Here is an 18,250-nt window from a genome sequence, read left to right on the forward strand (position 1 = left end):
GACAGCTTCCTTGGAAAGAACCTGGATCCGTCAAATCCTCTCCCGGGTTTGGCCATTATTTCTGCTGCCGCATCCAGCCGGCGGCAAGGTTCTTTTTTTGGATCCGGGTCCGGGTGTCCGGGGTATCCCCATCCGACCGGTAAAACGCCTTGAAAAGTGTCGGTCCCATCAGACAGGTGATAATGGCCAGCAGGATGATGGCATCCTTGAAGGCTTCGGTGATAAATCCGAATTCCAGGCCGATGGTGGCCGCCACAATGATGAGGCTCAACCGGGATGTCATGAGCAGACCCACATGCAGGGAATTGAAAAAAGACAGTCCGGCGAACACAAAAAGCAGGCAGGGCAGAATCTTTACCAGCACGGCAACCCCCAGCAGCTTGCCGGTAAACACCAGCTGGCCCATGGACAGGACATTGGCCACATCAAACTGCATGCCCACATGAATGAAAAACAACGGCACCAGAAATCCATATCCAAAACCGGACAGTTTTTGTTCCAGGTGTGTTTTTTCCCTGAACACGATGGAAAGCAGCGCCCCTCCCATAAATGCCCCTAAAACCGGTTCCAGGTGGGCCAGCTCGGACAGGGCCACAAATAAAAACAGCAGGGCCAGGGAAAACCTTACCCCCAGTTCCTGGGAATCCTTATCCGCCAGAAGCCGGTCGGTTTTTTCCGGATACCACCAGGCCAGAAACTGGACCAGTTTTAACAGAACACCGAATCCGATGAACAGGGGTAAGGGCCGCAGAAAATCCCAGCCAAACCCGTTCTGGTGCCACAGCAAAAAAAACGTGATACCAAAAAGGGTCAGAAAATCAGCCAGTGTGGCCGCGATAAGCGCATTTTGTCCCAAAGGCGTCTGGCTGGCATTGGTATCTTTGAGGGTCGGCACCACCAGCCCCAGAGAGGTGGTGGACAAAACCAGACCCAGATACAGGCCCTGTCCCAGCATAACAGCCGCGCCCATGGACAGCACCAGGGTGAGCAGGAACACCCCGGCCTGGATGATAAACATGCCGGCCCGCTGTTTTTTGAGCATGCCAAAGTTGATTTCCATGCCCGCATGGAACATCAGGATCAGAAATCCCAGATGGGACAGAAAAGAGATCCAGTCTTCCCCGAACTGGAGGTTCAACAGGCTTTTGCCGATCACCACCCCGAACAGAATTTCCAGGACCACGGACGGCAGCCGGAGGCGCTGCCCCAAGCTGGGCAGAAACGCGGCCCCCAGCGAGACCAGCACCAGGGCCCATGCAGAGTGAATTTCCATTGCTTTTCTACCCCTTTATGAGACCAGCAGCACGGAACACGATACCCGGTTCAGGATCATGTCTGCGGTCTGGATGGAAAAAAATCCGGTGTGGCCGTCATTGCCTGCCAGCACCAGCAGCTGGCAGTCTGCGGCCGCAGTCGCAATCTCTTTGACCGGATTGCCCCGGCGAACAATTTCCTGAACCCGGGTGTCATGGACCCGGGCCAGGTCCCGGACCTGTTGAACCATCTGCTGCTCCCAGGGGTCGGGCCCTGATGGCTTTCCCTTGAGGTAAGAGGGTTCTGCCACGATGATCACGGATACCTCCGCTTCCAGCTGCTGTGCCAGGTCCATGGTGATCTCCAGGGCCCGCTGGCATGCCAGGGACCCGTTGAATGGTACCATCAGGTGTTCGTAGGGATCTGTCATTTTTGCAGACAGCAGCGGACAGGGCAGTCTGGCTGCCAGGGCACTGATGCCGCCTTTGAAAAACGTGCCGGCCAGGGAGTGTTTTTTAAATGGAAGGATGACAATGCCGGCATCCTTGCCTGCAGCGGTGTGGACCGCAGTTTTTTCCACAGGGCCCTCGGTTTCAATAATTTCGATCTCAAGGCTTTCCGACCACCGCGACAGGGTCTGCTTGACATCCGATGCAGTGTTGTCACAAAGGGCGGTAATTTTTTCTATGTGGGTTCCCTGGGCCAGGTAGAATGCTTCATTAATCAGTTCCGTGGTGCCGTCAGGATCTTTGTCAACTCCCAGCCCCAGAACCATGCGCTGTCCATAGGTGCGGGGGAAATGCAGCCGGGATCCCTCCAGATGGCGTGAAAATGCATTGTAAAGATCGTCTTTTCCCAGAATCAACAAACGGTCTTCTTTTTCCAGCCCCTTGTACTGATCCGGAAAGATCAGCTGGTTATCCCTTATAATGCCGGCAACGCGCCACCGGGGATTTTGTTCCGATGCGCCGGTAATATCTTCCAGCCGGGCCAGTTCCTGCTCTCCCACGGCCAGTTCCAGCAGTTCCCCTTCCCCCTCTCCCAGATCGGTGATGCGGATCCGGGGATCCTTCACAAACTGATATGCCTTGCGGGCCGCATCCGCTGCCATGCTGACGGTCCACACCCCGAGTTTCTGAAACGCGGGCAGCTGTTCCGGATCCCGCACCACGGCCAGCACGGTTTTGATATCCGCTTGTTTTGCAAACCGCACAATGGCCAGATTCACGGCATCATCGCTGGTCATGGCCAGAATGCCGTCCTGGCTGGACAGCCCCGCTTTGTCAAGCACCACCGGGCTGGAGGCGTCCTCGCTCATGACCCGGATGATATTGGGAAATCGGGTTGAAAAAGGCGCCAGTTTTGCGGCATCTTTTTCGATCAGGGTGATTTCCCAGTTGGCGCCGGCCCGCTTGAGCAGTTCATCCGTGATCCGCCCGGCCCCGCAGATGATGAGTTTCATTTCAGCTCCCTGATTTTTGCCAGGTCTGTTTCCTTTCCTATCGTGACCAGGATATCATTTTCCTTGACGACGAATTCCGCCCCCGGGACCATAATAAACCGTTCGGGGAACTGTTCTTTCACAGCAATCACATTGACCTGGTAGCGCTTGCGCAGTTCCAGCTCCATGAGGGATTTTCCCACAAACGGTTTTGGCGGCTCCACCTGGGCAATGGTGTAGCCTTCCGCCAAAGGCAGAAATTCAAGAATATTGGGAGAAGTAAGCCGAAGCGCCAGGCGGCCGGCCATGTCCATACCGGGCCGGATGACTTCCGTGGCCCCCAGCTGCTTGAGGATCTCCCCGTGATCATCATCCTCCGCCTTGATGATAATCTGTTTGATTTCCAGGCGGTTGAGATGAAAACAGATCAAAATGCTGGGCGTGATGTTGGCCCCGGTGCTGACAATGACCGCATCCATCTCTTCCAGGCCCAGTCCCTTGAGGGCTTCGATGTCTGTGGCATCCTGGACGATGGCGCTGGTACAATAGGGATCGATGGCCTGGATCCGGTCTTTGCTGCGGTCGATAACAATCACCTCGTTTTTGTTTTCATACAGGGCCTTGGCTGCATAATACCCAAAACTGCCGGCACCGATTACCGTGAATCGCCTCATGGAAACTCCTTTTTCTATCCGATCATCAGATTTTCTTCAGCAAACTGCAACCCTTTTTTCGGGGCACCGCCGACAATGATATAGGTAATGGCCGGGACACCCACCCGGCCGATGATCATCAAAGCAATGATCACCAGTTTGCCCGGCAGGGTCAGTTCCGGGGTGACCCCCATGGACAGGCCCACGGTTCCGAATGCGGACACGGTTTCAAAAAGAAAGCTTAAAAATTGTCGGTTTCCCGGTATCCGCGCGCCATGGTCAGGATCGATAAACAGGATGATGAAAACAGCCAGACAAATGGTGGTCAAAGAAAACAACAGGACAAAAAGACTTTTGCTCACGGTTTCGTCCGGCAGGGTCTTGGAAAACAGGTTGACGTGTTTTCGGCGTATCAGGCGGCTCCAGGAATAGGTGGTCAACACGGCAAATGTCGTGGTTTTTATGCCGCCGCCGCAGGATCCGGGGGAGGCCCCCACCAGCATCAGAAACATCATGAACAGCAGGGTGGCCGTGTTCAGGGAAGCAATGTCCAGGGTATTGAATCCGGCGGTGCGGCAGGTGATGGATTGAAACGCCGATGTCAGAAGACCGCTTTTCCACCCCAGAGATGAAACCAAAGTACGCTCAGACATCAGGATCACCAAGATCCCGGCCATGGTCAGGCCAATGGTGGTGAGCACCACGCTTTTGGTTTGAATGGATATTTTGCCGGACTTTCCCATAAAAAATCGGCTGAAGATTTCATAGACCACTGGGAATCCCAATCCCCCTAAAACGATCTGGCCGCCGATGGTACCATTGAGGATCAAAGAGGTCTGTCCGGTCATCAGGCTGTCGGAAAACCGGGAAAAGCCGGCATTACAGAAAGCGGAAACAGAATGGAACACTGCGTTGTAAAGGGCCTGGGTAAACGGCACAGTGCCGTGCCAGTAAAAGAACAGGATAACCGCTCCTGCCGCTTCAATGGAGAGGGTGAAAAACAGCACGGACCTGAGAAGGTAAAAAATGTCCTCTCTGGGGGTATGGGAAAACACTTCCTGCATGGCCATGCGCTGCTGAAACACCACTTTTCTGCCGATGACCTGAAAAAGGGCCACGGAGATGGTCATAATCCCCAAGCCCCCGATCTGAATGAGAAACAGGATCACTCCCTGGCCGAACAAAGTGAAATAAGATCCGGTATCCACCACGATCAACCCGGTCACACACACGGCAGACGTAGCTGTAAAAAAAGCGTTTATGAGACTGATATGACCGCTTACCGTGGCAGGCGGCAGCATCAGCACCAGGGTTCCGGCGATGATAGCCGCCAGATAGCTCAGCAGCAGCAGCGTGGTGGGGTGAGACTGATTTAAACGATGTCGAAGCCATGCCGGCAGCAAAATGGCATTTCCTTTTCATATGCAAGGACAGATCCCTGTCCGTCGGTTCAGACCGGTTATATCAGAAAATGATCCATTGCAGAAAAGATTTTTATCGTATTTTCGTCAATCGGTCCGAATCTGGTTCTGCTGGTAAAGTCAAAACAGGGGGGCGGATCTTGAGGATGTCATGGATTCCAAACCAGTGTCAGGGGGCTTCAGGTCTCCCAGTCATCGAGCTGAAGTCCTGTGATCCGGCTGAACTCCCTGGTATTGTGGGTGATCAGCACGGCATTGTGAGCTCTGGTCACCGCTGCAATGAGCATGTCATTGGGGCCGATCAATCGGCCCCGGGCAGTCAGATCCGAACAGATAAGACCGTATTCGTCGGCGCAAAGATCATCAAACGGCAGGCTCTGGAGTGGTGCAAAAAAGAGCTTGAGCCGCTGCAAATTGGCATCCATCCGGAGGCTGTTCCTGGCACCGAAAAGCAGCTCCGCCTTGACGATACTGCAGATGGCAATCTGGGAGGGGGACAGGGTACGGAAATGGTTTTCAACTGAAGGAGACGTACCGTTCAGAAAATGAATGCAAACATTGGTGTCCAGTAGATACAATGTTATTCCAGCCCCTCTCTTTTTTCATAATCCAATGATTCCGGGCGCTGGAGCGGCTCTCCTTCCCATGATCCCACCAAATCAAAATAGTGATCCGGCCATTTTTCACTGGTCTCCTTTTTTACAAGAAGGGCCAGGTATTTCGACGTGGAAAGGCGTGCTTTTTCAGCCTTTTTTCTGAACAGATCTGCAATGTCATCCGGGACATAACAATGGAGCTGGGCCATCAATTCCTCCAAATATATGTGGTGTATTTACTAAGAAAAATAGAGCATGTTTACCCGGATGTCAAACAGAAGATATCGCTATTTACCCAAAATGTTAAAAATGGCAAAATGGGTAAACGGCGATTTTTTGACAGGTTTTACTGTCCCGAAAGATTCGAAAAATCACGTCTGGCAAGGATCTCTGGTTTTGTTACACCCGGTGGTAAATGCGGATGATTTCGACCGGTAACAGGCAGTTCAATGGAGAATTTGGATTTGACTTTACCTTGTCAAACCGAAATAGATTTGCAATCTGTTTCTTGATATCATCCCTGATTTTGCGGAGTTTTGCCAGCTTTTCGTCATGGGTGCCGGTCAGTTTTTCCGGATCCGGGAAGGGCCAGTTCTCGCGCTTCTGGATGCCCGGATAAATGGGGCAGTTGTCATCGGTTTCCTTTTGCCTCGCATGCCGCCACCAGGGCGGACAGGTTGTCCAGGGAAGTCTGGGTGTCGGGCAGATACCGGCTGCGCAGTTCCATGATCAACCGCCCGTCGTAATCGGGCAGCAGCAGGTTCAGGATCGCCTGGATGGGGATTTTCCCGAATCCCACGGGCATGTGGGAATCTCCTTTGCCAAAGGGCAGCTGGTGGGTCTGCTGTTTTTCCCAGTGGTGGACCACGCCGCCGAAATTGTCATGCACATGGGTGTGGACCACCAGGTCCTTAATTGGGGCCACGGTGGCCACCGGATCGAACTGGTAGAACCGGGACGCCATGAACAAATGGCCGAAATCCAGGTTGATTTTCACGTTGTCCCGGTGGATCCTCAGGATCTGTTCTTTCAGGGATTCCAGGCGTTCCGCATAGGTGTAGGGGCTCTGGCTCAGGTAGGGCCGGGCGTTTTCCAAAGCGATCCGGATGTCCGGATACTGTCTTGCGATCTCCTGAAGGCGCCGGGCTTCGTTTTCCAGCATCCGAATCTGTTCGGAAACGGTCAGGGACCGGGCCGGGGTTACGTTGAACTCCTCTTCCGGAATGAACCGGCCGCTGTGCACCACCACCACGGTTGCGTGAATCTGCCGGGCAAATTCCAGGGAAGCCAGGAGCACGGCCTTGTGCAGGCCCGGATCCCGGGTGTCCATCAGGTTCACGGGATTGGGGGAATGGATGGAATAACAAAAATCAAAGTCTGACAGCAGGGCCATCACCTGTCTTGTTCTGTCGGGGTTCAGGGTGCCGTTGAAAATGGCATCCAGGCCGTGAACCGGCAGTTCCACAGCTTGGAGGCCGATGGCTTGATAGGCCTGTAAATCCTGCTCCAGAAGAGTGAGAGATCCGTCGATGCGGACCGGGTCGATGCTTGCGCCGATTTTGTTCATGCCACTGCCTCATGAAGCTGGGTGTTGAAAACGGTACGGCCCTTCACCAGACTGTGGGTGATATGGGCCCAGGTATGGGACTGGTCCACAATGATGATATCTGCATCCGCACCCCGAGTCAATCGGCCGGGCCGGGCCGGGGCGCAAAGATAATCCCCGGGGCCGGCAGTCACCTGTCTGAGGGCCGATGCCGGAGATCCGGTGTGTTTTTTCCCCATAAGCGCGGCCTGGAGAAGGGATTCCGGGTAATAATCAGACACCAGACCGGTACACAGGTCCTGTCTGAGCACATCCGAGGCTTTGAGGCTGCCGCTGGTGGACTGGTCCCGCACCAGGTTGGGGGCCCCCATGAAAATGTGCATTCCAGCGTCCCCGGCTTTTCGGGCCGCTTCCAGGGTGATGGGAAATTCACAGGCCCCGATGCCCAGGGCCCGGATCAGATCGATCTTTTCCAGGGTGTCGTCATCATGGCTGAGCATGGGAATACCGGCGCTGCCCACGGTGTGGGCCAGGGTGCTCACCAGTTCCCAGTCCCGGGCGTTGCCGGCCTGTTTCTGCCTGGCTTTTTCAATGATCTGGTGTTCCGGCACCTGGTGTTCACAGGTCAGATACCGGACATAGGCGGCCATGGATTTGAACTGGCCCTGGCCCGGGGTGTGGTCCATGATGGAGAACAGGTCCACCAGCCCCTCTTCCACCAGCCGAGTCACGATCTGGAAGCTGCGTTCAGACCCCACCTCGTACCGGATATGAACCCGGTGCTTCACCAGGGCCTGGGGCGAGTCGTTGAACGCCTTGATGGCTCTCACGCAGTGTTCCGCCTCTTCAGGGGAGCGCAGCCCCAGCTCGTTGTCATCAAAACTGACGGCATGGCAGAACGTGGTGATGCCGCAGGCCGCAGCCTGGCGGTCCAGATTCAGGACGGCGAAATCGATGTCGAAAAACACGCCTTTGCGTTTCTCGATACTTCGTTCCAGGCTGTCGGAATGCAGGTCCACCAGGCCGGGCATGATGAGCCGGCCCTGGACGTCGATCACTTTTGTGTTGATCATATGGATGGTATCGGGATATACAGCCGCGATTTTCCGGTCTTCGATCAGGACCGTTCCCCGGGGGGACAGGGAAACCCCGTCAAACAGGGGGCCTCCCAAAATCAGTTTTTTTAAGGTCATGACGGCAAATTCTCCTGACAGGGTTGCGTTGAGAGATCGATCACCTGGTCGGCAAAGGACCGGTGATCCGCGGGGTCGTGAAACACCCCGATGACGCAGGTGTTGTTTTTCAGCGCTTCCATGATGAGCTGGATCACGGTTTCCCGGTTTTTCAGGTCCAGGGACGCGGTGGGTTCATCCAGCAGCAGAATGGGATATGGGGCGATGAATCCCCGGGCCAGGTTGATGCGCTGCTGTTCTCCGCCGGAAAAGGTGGTGGCGGACAAATGCCACATGGTGGACGGGATATGCAGCCGTTCCAGCAGGGTCCGGCCGGCGTCGGCCGCCTGTTCCGGGGCCACGCCCCGGGCCAGCAGCGGCTCGATGACCGTGTCCAGGGCCGACACCCGGGGCACCACCCGCAGAAACTGGCTCACATACCCGATGGTGTCCCGCCGGAGGGCATAGATCAAGGCCGGAGAGGCGCCTGCCACATCCACCTGCCGTCCCTGGTGTCGGACCCGGATATGACCGGATTCGGTTTTGTATGTGCCGTAAATCATGCGCAGCAAAGTGGATTTTCCCGATCCGGACGGACCGGACAAAATAGCGGCGTTTCCCGGATAAAACCGGTGGGAAAAGCCGTTGAACACCGTCATCCGGGTGCCTTGCTGGTGGTGAAACACAAAATCCTTTTCAATCTTCTCCAGATTCAGGATCCAGGATGGGGTGTCTGGGGTGTTGGGCATGGGTAGATCTTTCATGGTTTGAGTACAGAGGATACCAGCAGTTGGGTATAGGGCTTTCGGGGATCATCCAGGATCTGGTCGCTGAGTCCGGATTCCACGATCTCCCCCTGCTTCATCACGTACAGCCGGTGGCACAGCAGCCGGGCCACGGCCAGGTCATGGGTGACTAGGATCATGGACAGGTTCAGGCTGAACACCAGTTTTCGCAAGACGTCGATCAGCCGGGCCTGGACCGATACATCCAGCCCGGACGTGGGTTCGTCCATGAGCAGGATTTCAGGGGCCGTCACCAGGTTGGCCGCGATCTGGAGCCGCTGCTGCATGCCCCCGGAAAAGGTGGACGGCAGATCATCGATGCGCCCGGGATCGATCTCCACTTTATCCAGCCACATCAATGCCGCCTCCCGGATTTTTCCATAATGGCGGGTGCCGGCGGCCATGAGTTTTTCCCCGATGTTGCCCCCTGCACTGATGTGCATTTTAAGGCCCTGGGCCGCCTGCTGGGTCACATACCCGGTCCTTGTCCGGATGATCCGGCGCATCCGGGCCTCATCGCACCGGCACAGGTCCTCCATGCCGTCAGGGGTCCTGAACCAGACCGATCCGTTGGACGGCCGGATTCGGCCGGCAATGCAGTTGAGGAGGGTGGATTTGCCGGATCCGGATTCTCCCACCACCCCGATCACCTCTCCGGGGCAGACCTCGAAACTGATGTCATGGCATCCCATGTGCCGGCCGAAGAATTTGCACAGATGCGCCACTTTCATCAGGGGCGGGGGGCTCAGATCGGGGGCAGGTGTCATGGCCGGGACCTCCCGGCATTTTTCCGGCAGAATTCCGTGTCTGAACAGATCAGCACCCGGGTGCCGGTATCATCGGTGATGATTTCATCCAGAAAGCTTTGGGTGGACCCGCAGATGGCACAGGCCCCTTCCCATTGTTCCAGTTCAAAGGGATAATCCTCAAAATCCAGGCTCACCACGTCCGTGTAGGGAGGGACGGCATAGATGCGTTTTTCCCGGCCCGCGCCGAACAGAAGAACGGCCGGAGACCGGTGCAGTTTGGGATTGTCGTATTTGGGAATGGGAGAGGGGCTCATCAGATAGCGATGGTGGACCCGCACCGGATAGTCGAATGCCGTGGCGATGCGGCCGAACCGGGCGATATCTTCATACAGCTTGACATGCATGCTGCCGTATTCCTCGTATCCATGCATCTTCAGGGTCTGGGGCCGTTTGGGTTCGATGAACTGCAACGGTTCCGGGATGGGGACCTGGAACACCATGATCTGTCCTTTTTTCAGCGGGGTTTCCGGTATCCGGTGCCGGGTCTGGATGATGGTGGCGGTTTCCGTGTCTTCGGTGATGGCAATCCCGGCTGTTTTCCGGAAAAACTGTTTGATGCTGATGGCGTTGACCGTGTCATCGGATCCCTGGTCGATCACTTTGAGCCGGTCGTCCGTACCGATCACGGAGGCCGTCAGCTGGATCCCGCCCGTGCCCCACCCATAGGGCAGCGGCATCTCCCGGCCCCCGAACGGCACCTGGAACCCGGGGATGGCCAGGGCTTTCAGGATGGCCCGGCGGATCATTTTCTTGGACTGTTCATCCAGGTAGGCGAAATTGTATGTTACCGGCATCATTTCTCTCCTTGGGTCGTTGCCGGGTCGTTGCCGCGGCTGCAGATGAACACCAGTTCCGACTGAAAATCCACATAATGGGGCAGTTTGAGGTGCTGGACAAATCCGGAGGATTCCACGCTGTCGCAGTGGGACAGGATAAATTCCGGGTCCTGGGCCGGGTAAGCCGCTTTGCCCGTGTCGGCCTCCGCGTTTTTGTCCGTGTCGGAAAGCGAGCGGTCCAGAAGGGACATGGACATGGCTTTGCGCTCATTCTGGCCGAACACCAGGCCGTACCCCGTGTCAAATCCGGCGGTGTTGCCGTGGGTATCATCCTGCCGGCTGACCATGACGCATTCCGTGAGCCGGATCCGGCCGATGCAGATCTCGAATCCCAGTTCCGGCGGGGTGAAACAGACCGTGGCAATGCCCACCTTGAGTTCACCCAGAAACGGGTGCCGGTCCAGGCCGAACCCCCGCTGCAGCGAATAGGCCGAACCGAGCAGGAACCCTTCGTCTCCCCGGGCCAGGGCCTGGAGCCGAAGCGTTCTGGAAACGGGAAAAGTCAAAGGCTGCCGGGTCAGGTCTTCCCCGGATTTATGGCCGGTTTCCTGGCAACGGGCGGACGGGGCATCGGAAAGCAGCCCCTGTTTTTTCAGGATATCCATGACCCGGGGAAGTTTGTCCGGTAAAGGGGGAATGGCCTTATCCGGGCGTTGCCGGCCGGCAGGTCCTGACATGCCGGGTGCCGGGTGGCGGCGGTCGTCTGAATCGGCTGGATGTGTCCCGGCACTCACCCCGGTTCCATTCTCATCAGGGGCCGGACCCGTGTCGATGAGCCGGTGGGTATAGTCGTAGGTGGGGCCTAAAATCTGGCCGCCCGGAATGTCTTTGTAAATGCCGGAAACCCGCCTGAAAGAAGTCATTTCCGTGGTGTTTACGGGCCGGCTGGTGCCGAACCGTTTCAGGGTGGTGCGGAAGGCCCGCACCAGGAACACCGCTTCGGTCAGATCCCCCTGGGCCCGCTGAATGGCTTCGGCCGCGGCGGTTTCATCGTATAGAGATCCTTCCGCCATGACCCGGTCCAGTCCCAGTCCCAGCTGATTTCTGATCTGATCCGTGGACAGTTCCGGCACCCGGGTATCCCCCCGGCGTTGTTTCGCCACCAGTTTCTGGGAGTGTTTGACGGCTTTTTCTCCGCCTTTGACCGCCACATACATCAGGAAATCTCCGTGTGCACGGTTCGGGGCAGGGCGCAGAACCGGTTTTTGTGGACAAAAATCATGTCAATGCCTACAGGAAAGGACTGGTTGATCAGGGTCCGGTGTCCCCAGAAATCCGGAGCAATGCCAGTGAAGCTCAGGCCGGTCTGTTTCGGGATGCCGGGGCCGGTGAGTCGGAGTTGATTCCCTTCAGTCATGCTGTTCGTTTGGATCACCAGGGTGGTGGACCGGTCCGGAGCGATCACTGTGCCCGGGTTGAACCGGTTCAGGTCAATGGAAAGGGAGGTGTCCGTGATCAGGGAGAATGCGGCTTCAAACGGATCAAAGGTAACGGGGGCGCCGGTGTGAAATTTCAGCCATCGGACTTCGGGAGAATCCGGTACCAGGTCGGTCCAGAAAGGGGTTTCAAAATCCAGGAGTGTGAGCAGCAGGGCCCCGGTGCCGGGGTGGATCCGGTCCGGGCAGGCCAGGGTGATGCCCGGACCGGAGATGGTGCCGGGATACGCCGTGGCATTGAGCAGTTGCCGAAACACGGCCTGGCTGTCAAACACTTCGGAATCAAATCCTTTCATCAGAGATGTCATGGCTGTCATTCTCCGCGGGTCAGGGTGAAAAATTCAACCGTGGTGTCTGCCACGTCTCCGGCCAGGGCCTGGCGCTGCTGATCCGCTTTGGTTTCCAGTGTCCGGATCAGTGTGGTCATCAGGGGGTCATGAAATGCCGGGATTTGGAGCAGGGCGTCAAACAGGGCCGCCAGGCGGGCATGGTCGGGATCACTGCCCGGGACCATGGCATAGCCCTGGACCTGTTCCATAACCTGGACCATGCACCGGGTGACGGTCATCTCTCCGATGCAGAACGGGGTGTCGGTCCCGTCCGCTTTGCCCTGAACCATGACCATCCCGGTTTCAGGCTTGATCAGAAAGGTACTTGGGATCTTGGGATCCAGGCGGTCAAAAGCGGAGTGAAGATCCTGGGCTTCCGCTTCCGCCAGAAGCTGCATCCATCGTTGTCTGGAAGTCTGTGTCATGGACAGGGATATTACCCGGTTTCGGGTGAGAAATTGATTACCGGTTTGTTAAACTAAAGTTAGAATCAACATCATGTCGTTTTCTAAGTGTTGAGCTTATACTTTCATATTGAAAAAAATATTCTGGTCACGCAAAGTTCCCGTAAAAAAAATTCTTTGCCGTGAACCTGAAAATGTCTCTGAGAAAAAATAAACACATATTTATTTAGGTGAATTTAAATGACTGTTCGCGAAAATGTCAGCACTAAGATCGCCATTTGGGGAAAATGTCAATGTTAACAAAATCCCCAAATACGGATTTGTCCCAGGGATTAACGCACATATTCTTTCTGACTGGCGTGATTTTCAAAGTTGCCCGGCATTAAAAGAAGAAACACAGACCGCGAATGATCCCGCCCTCCGTCGAAACGGGTCTGTAAATTTGTGCAAGACAAATTTATACACCATACAAGGTAAGATTTTCGGTCGGATGGGTTTAATTGGGTCTATTTCAGTGGCTCTATACCAAGATCATTGCATATCTTTTTGGCTAAAATATCTTTAATCTCTGAATGTCGTGGAATTGCAGATCGTTTTTTTAATTTTGGATTATGCCACCATGAATGTTTTCCACCTTCTCTCAATAAGCCACATCCCTTACTGCGGAGATACTTGAGAAGTTCATTCCTCTTCATATCGCAATTTTTTCTTCCCTGTAGCCACTGCCCGCAGCAGTCAGTGCATCCTGGCGATTAAACTCCAAAGCTTCTTTTAGCGTAACCTCCAAAGTGTCTTTAAGTTCCTCGTAAGTTTTTTCCTGGCAATTTACTCCCGGGATTTCTTCAATCCATCCGACCCACCAACCGTCTTCCTGTTTCATTACTGCTGTATATTGGTTCTGCATTTTCAATACTTCCTTTCCGACAAATTGTTCACGCTTTCCATTTAAGAGTGTCATTTTTCAGCCATGCTGGAATTTTGCCAATTTATTGAAAAACCACATTTCTGATAATATCAGGTTTTAGATTGTAATGGTATCCTTTATCAAATACCACTTGAATAATTTTAGTTCAAAACGGGTTCAAGCACCTGTTCAAGACGTTCCTGGCAGTGCGAGATGGCCTCACCCGTGACCTCAGGCGACAGCGAACTGGAGGTCATGCGGCAGGCATCTATCACTTCTAAAAATTCCGGGGGCTTTTATCCAGGAATAATTGTCCTCGGTGTCGTATGTGACCTTCGCGGGTATGAGCCTGATATCACCCAGGCAGGCATATCAGGCTTCTACCATTCCCGGGTGATATCTATCATGGTCAGGGTATCCACAGGTTACCCATAGTGTATCCGTCCGAATACTTGATTTTGGGGTGACCGGACTTATAATTTTGTCGTTCAGTAAATGCAAACAACACCGAATTTTTACGAGGAGACTTATGGGAAACCATATCAAAACCGTTTTTCTGCTGACCGCCATGACCGGGCTGTTCCTGGTGCTGGGCTATGCCCTGGGCGGGCAGTCCGGCATGGTGATCGCCCTGATCATCGCTTTGGCCATGAACTTTTTTTCCTACTGGCAGTCCCATACCATTGTATTGAAAATGTACCGGGCCCAGCCCGTGGAGCGGTCCCAGGCACCGGGGCTGCATGATACCGTGGCAAGACTGGCCCAGCGGGCCGGTCTGCCCATGCCCAAATTGTACGTGATTCCCGAGCAGGCTCCTAACGCTTTTGCCACGGGCCGGGATCCGGAACACGGGGTGGTGGCGGTCACTGAAGGGCTGCTGCGCCTGATGGACCAGGAGGAACTGGAAGGGGTCCTGGCCCATGAACTGGGGCATATCAAGAACCGGGATATCCTGATCTCCACCATTGTGGCCACCCTGGCCGGGGCCATCATGTTTGTGGCATCCATGGCAAGGTTTACCGCGTTTTTCGGGGGCAGGGACAATGAGGAAGGGGGCCTGGGATTTGTGGGCGTGATGGTCATGTCCATTCTGGCACCCATGGCGGCCATGGTGGTGCAGATGGCCGTGTCCCGGTCCAGGGAATACCTGGCTGATGCCACGGCGGCCCAGGTCACGGGCCGGCCCCAGGGGCTGGCTTCGGCTCTGAACAAACTGGGAGAATATACACGCCGGGGTGCTGCCGTGAATGCCAATCCATCCACGGCCCATATGTTTATTGTGAACCCTTTGTCCGGCCGGCAGTTCGCCAGTCTGTTCTCCACACACCCGCCTCTGGAGGAGCGGATCAAGCGGCTGACCGGTGCGGGACCGTCCAATGATGCCGGACCCCGGGAATCACAGGGGCGGAAATCCACCATGACCGAGCAGAGCCGGAAGTTCTGGGATTCTTTGTCCTGAACAAGGTGGGTTAGAGACGGATCTTTTCGTTCAGGGATTCAGCTGAATCCCTGAACGATTTATTTCAGGGTTCGGTCCGGGAACCCAGAGACATGATTTCATTGACCAGGACACTGCCTTTCTGGCCTGAACTGAAAATTTCAAGTGCATTTTCATACAGCTCACTGTCTTCGGGCAGTTCATCCATCAGCAGTTCCGCCATGCCGGTGATGGGCAGCAGCAGATTATTGAAATCATGGGCGATTCTTTGGGAAAGAGTGCGGATAAATTCCATTTTTTTCGCGTGAATGATTCGCTCTTCTTCCTGTTTTTTTTCCGTGATATCTTGAAAAATACAATGGGTCTGCTGGAATGACTGATCCGGATGTTTACCTGCTTTCCCGTTGAAAGAGACCAGAATGAAAGACCCGTCCTTTTTTCTGATTTCAAATTCAACGCCAAGCACTTCCCCCACTGCCTTGAACCGGGGAAAGTTTGTTGCAAAATGATCTTTCCAGTCCGGATGCAGAAATTCGGCAAAGTTGCGGCCGATGACTTCATCGCGGGTATATCCCAGAACAGTGAGCCAGGTGTCGTTCACATCGATGAAGTTGCCGTTTTCATCCAGGGACTGATAGCTCAACGGGGCGTTTTCAAACAGGGCCCTGAATTTTTTTTCACTTTCCCGCAATGCCTGGATGTTTTGATTGTTTCGTTTGACATTTGCCAGCCATACCTCGATTTCATCCCTGGCTTTCTGCTTTTTAAAATGGATGTGAGGCGGCACATAATGGATGTTCTCAAGAAACAACTCATCATTGTGAAACAGGATGGGATGGGCGCTGATGGCGGTTTTGATGATTTCAGGCGGATACAGGCGTTTGTTATACACGCACAGGGACTTGAACGGATAAAATGGAAATAATACCTGATTGATGATGTTTTCATAATAGATCAGTTTGTCCGCCAGTTCGGGGCTGCTAAGGGAAAATGTCGCCTCTCCAACCACGCGAAGTGCCTCAAAGCCCTCATCAACCGCTTTTTTAGAGATTTTCTGCCAGATTTTTACAGTTTGATCCGGATCAAATCCGCCGTTGCCGGCATAGGATTCCTGTACATTGAAAATGACCAGCCGTTCATCTTCAAGATAGGGATCGATGTTTTCACGGGCAGCCCTAAAGTCGTCACGGATCATGGTTTCGGTATAATCATCAACGGCCATGATGCATTTTTCATTTTTGTTCAGTCCATCGAGGATATATTTACAGGCGATGTTTCGATAACTGGTCAGGTCATCAAAAATAATACAGGCATGGGGATGGGGACTGCCGCCAACCCGGGAAAATGCATGGTCAAAATCCACTGTGGACACCTCCCTGTCATAGTTTTTATAAAAAGCGTTGTTTATCCGGGATACCCGGGAAATCAGATGACGTAAATCAGCAGAACCTGATACAGACTTATCACGGGATGCAAAAATATGCCAGCAATCTTTCAATGGCAAGAACACGATAACAACGGCTTGCTGCATCAACTGCTTGACTCCTGCGGTACCACCCTTTATGGTATGATACCTGAAATCAACCGGTATCATGAACCGAATGGAGGAGTTAAAATGAATCTGCTGAAAAAGGTCAAGGGGTTCCGCCGGCAGATGCGCACGGAATATCCCTTTGGCTGGTCCATTGTCATGGGCAGTATTTTCATTTTTCTGGTGATCCTGTTCGGCACCTCCGGCTACATGTTGCTGGAAGGATGGAGTTTCATCGAAAGTGTGTACATGGTGATCATCACTCTTTCCACGGTGGGATTCATGGAAGTGAAGCCCTTGTCCGACATCGCCCGGATCATGACCATGCTGGTGATTTTCGGGGGCGTGGGCGCGTTTTTTTATCTGGGCGGATCTTTAGCCCAGATGCTTGTGGAAGGAAAGTTTCAAAATATTCTCGGGAGGCGCAGGGTGCAGAAAATCATCGATGAACTTACCGGCCACTATATTGTCTGCGGGTATGGCAGAATCGGCCGGGTGGTGGTACAGGGAATCAAAAATGAAGGGCTTGACGTGGTGGTGATTGAAAAAAAACCGGCAGCGCTGGCGCAGTTGGGGCATCAAAAGACGCTGTTCATTCCCGGGGATGCTACGATGGATGAGATCCTTCTTTCAGCAGGACTGGAAAAAGCAAAATGCCTGATTACGGTCCTGGCTGAAGATGCGGCCAATGTGTTTGTGACCCTGACTTCCCGGCAGTTGAACCCGGATATCACCATCGTCGCCCGTACGGACAATGAATCCCATGTTCCCCGGTTGAAGCAGGCCGGAGCGGAGCGGGTTTTCATGCCTTATAACATCGGGGGACTGAGTCTGGTTCAAAGTGTTTTAAGACCGACAGCCACCAGCCTGATGGACTTGGCCATCCGGAGGGATATCAAGCTTCAGCTGGAGGAACTGCCCATTTCAGATCGTTCCGAACTGGCGGGAAAGCAGGTGAAGGATTCCGGAATTCGCCCCCGATTTGACATTCTCATTGTCGGAATCAAAAAAATTTCCGGTGAGATGGTGTTCAACCCGGGTCCGGAAACGGTGATCGAAGCCGGGGATCTGCTCATTGCTTTAGGAAACCCGGAAAATCTGCAAAAATTGCAGAAGGTGTCTGATCCGGATGCAGGCTGACAATTTATTGTCGTGGCTGTCTATTTTTCTTTGATCACCTGCCCCCGGGAGGTAAAGGAGATGCCCTGCTGGGTCTGGGCGCCGATCATCACGGTTTCGATGATGGGCGGGGATACGGATTTGACTGTTTCCCATTCCACCAGAAAACTGGCCCCGGATCCCCCGGTCTTGTCTGATTCATGGACCACAAAGCGGGTGGCGGACATCTTTTCCAGGGTCACGGGCTGTTTCAGGTATTCTTCCAGACGCGTTCCTTCAGAATTGAAATACGATACTTTTGTTACGACAATCGCATCATCCGGATCCGTGTTCCGGATGCTCAGGGTCACGGCCAGCAGAAACGGCCGCTCCCTGTCACCGATGTAGATATGGGAGTAGACCGGGGCATAGACCACCTGGCCCCGGGACAGGGGAACGGTGTTTCCGTCTCCGGCAGCGGCAGTTGCCATTGTCAGGCTGACCAGGAGGATGATATAAATTATTGAACGAAAAATATGAATCGGCGGTGTCATTTTAGATCCTTTTTTTCTGCCTGATCGGTTGCCGGAGTGTGTG

The 18,250-nt window shown here is 54.2% G+C and carries 20 protein-coding genes; 2 read left to right on the forward strand and 18 right to left on the reverse strand.

Annotation, left to right across the window (positions count from 1 at the left end; all coding sequences use genetic code 11):
* Positions 1-55: 55 nt before the first annotated feature.
* The 16 genes from DPO_RS03990 to DPO_RS04065 form a co-directional block, all read right to left on the reverse strand.
* The gene (locus tag DPO_RS03990; protein ID WP_006964424.1) at positions 56-1,273 is read right to left on the reverse strand and encodes a cation:proton antiporter; all 1,218 of its coding nucleotides are present in this window, start codon (positions 1,271-1,273) and stop codon (positions 56-58) included.
* A 15-nt stretch (positions 1,274-1,288) separates the two neighbouring features.
* A complete protein-coding gene (locus DPO_RS03995; RefSeq protein ID WP_006964425.1) occupies positions 1,289-2,716 on the reverse strand; it encodes an NAD-binding protein in 1,428 nt (475 codons plus the stop codon).
* Entirely contained in the window at positions 2,713-3,369 is a 657-nt protein-coding gene (locus DPO_RS04000) for a potassium channel family protein (protein ID WP_006964426.1), read from the reverse strand. Before DPO_RS04000 ends, DPO_RS03995 begins: the two co-directional genes overlap by 4 nt.
* A 14-nt stretch (positions 3,370-3,383) precedes the next feature.
* A complete protein-coding gene (locus DPO_RS04005) occupies positions 3,384-4,751 on the reverse strand; it encodes a TrkH family potassium uptake protein (RefSeq protein ID WP_006964427.1) in 1,368 nt (455 codons plus the stop codon).
* Between the two features lie 197 nt (positions 4,752-4,948).
* Entirely contained in the window at positions 4,949-5,347 is a 399-nt protein-coding gene (gene vapC, locus DPO_RS04010) for a type II toxin-antitoxin system tRNA(fMet)-specific endonuclease VapC (RefSeq protein WP_006964428.1), read from the reverse strand.
* A gap of 2 nt (positions 5,348-5,349) precedes the next feature.
* A complete protein-coding gene (locus tag DPO_RS04015; protein WP_006964429.1) occupies positions 5,350-5,574 on the reverse strand; it encodes a hypothetical protein in 225 nt (74 codons plus the stop codon).
* 422 nt (positions 5,575-5,996) lie between these two features.
* The gene (locus DPO_RS04025; protein ID WP_006964430.1) at positions 5,997-6,932 is read right to left on the reverse strand and encodes a sugar phosphate isomerase/epimerase family protein; all 936 of its coding nucleotides are present in this window, start codon (positions 6,930-6,932) and stop codon (positions 5,997-5,999) included.
* A complete protein-coding gene (locus tag DPO_RS04030; protein WP_006964431.1) occupies positions 6,929-8,104 on the reverse strand; it encodes an alpha-D-ribose 1-methylphosphonate 5-triphosphate diphosphatase in 1,176 nt (391 codons plus the stop codon). The genes DPO_RS04025 and DPO_RS04030 overlap by 4 nt, the downstream gene beginning before the upstream one ends.
* Complete coding sequence (gene phnL, locus DPO_RS04035) at positions 8,101-8,832, reverse strand: phosphonate C-P lyase system protein PhnL (protein ID WP_040011427.1); 732 nt, start codon at positions 8,830-8,832, stop codon at positions 8,101-8,103. Before phnL ends, DPO_RS04030 begins: the two co-directional genes overlap by 4 nt.
* A gap of 11 nt (positions 8,833-8,843) precedes the next feature.
* Positions 8,844-9,635 (reverse strand): phosphonate C-P lyase system protein PhnK, encoded by a 792-nt coding sequence (phnK, locus tag DPO_RS04040; protein WP_006964433.1) that lies wholly within the window; start codon positions 9,633-9,635, stop codon positions 8,844-8,846.
* On the reverse strand, positions 9,632-10,474 hold the full coding sequence (locus DPO_RS04045) for an alpha-D-ribose 1-methylphosphonate 5-phosphate C-P-lyase PhnJ (RefSeq protein ID WP_152427531.1): 843 nt from the start codon (positions 10,472-10,474) through the stop codon (positions 9,632-9,634). The genes phnK and DPO_RS04045 overlap by 4 nt, the downstream gene beginning before the upstream one ends.
* Complete coding sequence (locus DPO_RS04050) at positions 10,471-11,670, reverse strand: carbon-phosphorus lyase complex subunit PhnI (protein WP_006964435.1); 1,200 nt, start codon at positions 11,668-11,670, stop codon at positions 10,471-10,473. The genes DPO_RS04045 and DPO_RS04050 overlap by 4 nt, the downstream gene beginning before the upstream one ends.
* A complete protein-coding gene (gene phnH, locus DPO_RS04055) occupies positions 11,670-12,257 on the reverse strand; it encodes a phosphonate C-P lyase system protein PhnH (protein WP_006964436.1) in 588 nt (195 codons plus the stop codon). Before phnH ends, DPO_RS04050 begins: the two co-directional genes overlap by 1 nt.
* A 5-nt stretch (positions 12,258-12,262) precedes the next feature.
* On the reverse strand, positions 12,263-12,703 hold the full coding sequence (phnG, locus tag DPO_RS04060) for a phosphonate C-P lyase system protein PhnG (RefSeq protein ID WP_006964437.1): 441 nt from the start codon (positions 12,701-12,703) through the stop codon (positions 12,263-12,265).
* A gap of 485 nt (positions 12,704-13,188) precedes the next feature.
* Positions 13,189-13,377, reverse strand: a complete 189-nt coding sequence (locus DPO_RS26690; protein WP_006964438.1) for a type II toxin-antitoxin system HicA family toxin — start codon at positions 13,375-13,377, stop codon at positions 13,189-13,191.
* Positions 13,374-13,640 carry a type II toxin-antitoxin system HicB family antitoxin gene (locus tag DPO_RS04065; RefSeq protein WP_201765591.1) on the reverse strand — a complete coding sequence of 89 codons (267 nt, stop codon included), beginning with the start codon at positions 13,638-13,640 and terminating at the stop codon, positions 13,374-13,376. Before DPO_RS04065 ends, DPO_RS26690 begins: the two co-directional genes overlap by 4 nt.
* A 475-nt stretch (positions 13,641-14,115) precedes the next feature.
* Between DPO_RS04065 and htpX the strand changes: the two genes are divergently transcribed.
* On the forward strand, positions 14,116-15,045 hold the full coding sequence (gene htpX, locus DPO_RS04070) for a zinc metalloprotease HtpX (protein WP_006964440.1): 930 nt from the start codon (positions 14,116-14,118) through the stop codon (positions 15,043-15,045).
* A 64-nt stretch (positions 15,046-15,109) separates the two neighbouring features.
* Here htpX and DPO_RS23695 read toward each other — a convergent pair whose 3' ends face one another.
* Complete coding sequence (locus DPO_RS23695) at positions 15,110-16,555, reverse strand: MEDS domain-containing protein (protein WP_006964441.1); 1,446 nt, start codon at positions 16,553-16,555, stop codon at positions 15,110-15,112.
* An 84-nt stretch (positions 16,556-16,639) separates the two neighbouring features.
* On the opposite strand from DPO_RS23695, the gene DPO_RS04080 reads away from it, so the two are divergent.
* Positions 16,640-17,695: a potassium channel family protein gene (locus tag DPO_RS04080; protein ID WP_006964442.1), complete on the forward strand. Its 1,056-nt coding sequence runs from the start codon at positions 16,640-16,642 to the stop codon at positions 17,693-17,695.
* Between the two features lie 20 nt (positions 17,696-17,715).
* Here DPO_RS04080 and DPO_RS04085 read toward each other — a convergent pair whose 3' ends face one another.
* Positions 17,716-18,207, reverse strand: coding sequence for a DUF3124 domain-containing protein (locus DPO_RS04085; protein ID WP_006964443.1), 492 nt, complete (start codon positions 18,205-18,207; stop codon positions 17,716-17,718).
* Positions 18,208-18,250: the final 43 nt, after the last annotated feature.

This window comes from Desulfotignum phosphitoxidans DSM 13687 (assembly GCF_000350545.1).
GTDB lineage: Bacteria > Desulfobacterota > Desulfobacteria > Desulfobacterales > Desulfobacteraceae > Desulfotignum > Desulfotignum phosphitoxidans.

Excerpts from the sequence above, each read along its gene's own strand:
- DPO_RS23695 (WP_006964441.1), bottom strand. The coding sequence starts at position 16,555 with ATGCAGCAAGCCGTTGTTATCGTGTTCTTGCCATTGAAAGATTGCTGG.
- DPO_RS04000 (WP_006964426.1), bottom strand. The coding sequence starts at position 3,369 with ATGAGGCGATTCACGGTAATCGGTGCCGGCAGTTTTGGGTATTATGCA.
- phnG (WP_006964437.1), bottom strand. The coding sequence starts at position 12,703 with ATGACACAGACTTCCAGACAACGATGGATGCAGCTTCTGGCGGAAGCG.
- DPO_RS04085 (WP_006964443.1), bottom strand. The coding sequence starts at position 18,207 with ATGACACCGCCGATTCATATTTTTCGTTCAATAATTTATATCATCCTC.
- DPO_RS03990 (WP_006964424.1), bottom strand. The coding sequence starts at position 1,273 with ATGGAAATTCACTCTGCATGGGCCCTGGTGCTGGTCTCGCTGGGGGCC.
- htpX (WP_006964440.1), top strand. The coding sequence starts at position 14,116 with ATGGGAAACCATATCAAAACCGTTTTTCTGCTGACCGCCATGACCGGG.
- DPO_RS04080 (WP_006964442.1), top strand. The coding sequence starts at position 16,640 with ATGAATCTGCTGAAAAAGGTCAAGGGGTTCCGCCGGCAGATGCGCACG.
- DPO_RS04065 (WP_201765591.1), bottom strand. The coding sequence starts at position 13,640 with ATGACACTCTTAAATGGAAAGCGTGAACAATTTGTCGGAAAGGAAGTA.
- DPO_RS26690 (WP_006964438.1), bottom strand. The coding sequence starts at position 13,377 with ATGAAGAGGAATGAACTTCTCAAGTATCTCCGCAGTAAGGGATGTGGC.
- DPO_RS04015 (WP_006964429.1), bottom strand. The coding sequence starts at position 5,574 with ATGGCCCAGCTCCATTGTTATGTCCCGGATGACATTGCAGATCTGTTC.
- phnH (WP_006964436.1), bottom strand. The coding sequence starts at position 12,257 with ATGACATCTCTGATGAAAGGATTTGATTCCGAAGTGTTTGACAGCCAG.
- DPO_RS03995 (WP_006964425.1), bottom strand. The coding sequence starts at position 2,716 with ATGAAACTCATCATCTGCGGGGCCGGGCGGATCACGGATGAACTGCTC.
- DPO_RS04050 (WP_006964435.1), bottom strand. The coding sequence starts at position 11,670 with ATGTATGTGGCGGTCAAAGGCGGAGAAAAAGCCGTCAAACACTCCCAG.
- DPO_RS04025 (WP_006964430.1), bottom strand. The coding sequence starts at position 6,932 with ATGAACAAAATCGGCGCAAGCATCGACCCGGTCCGCATCGACGGATCT.
- phnL (WP_040011427.1), bottom strand. The coding sequence starts at position 8,832 with ATGCCCAACACCCCAGACACCCCATCCTGGATCCTGAATCTGGAGAAG.
- phnK (WP_006964433.1), bottom strand. The coding sequence starts at position 9,635 with ATGACACCTGCCCCCGATCTGAGCCCCCCGCCCCTGATGAAAGTGGCG.
- DPO_RS04030 (WP_006964431.1), bottom strand. The coding sequence starts at position 8,104 with ATGACCTTAAAAAAACTGATTTTGGGAGGCCCCCTGTTTGACGGGGTT.
- DPO_RS04045 (WP_152427531.1), bottom strand. The coding sequence starts at position 10,474 with ATGATGCCGGTAACATACAATTTCGCCTACCTGGATGAACAGTCCAAG.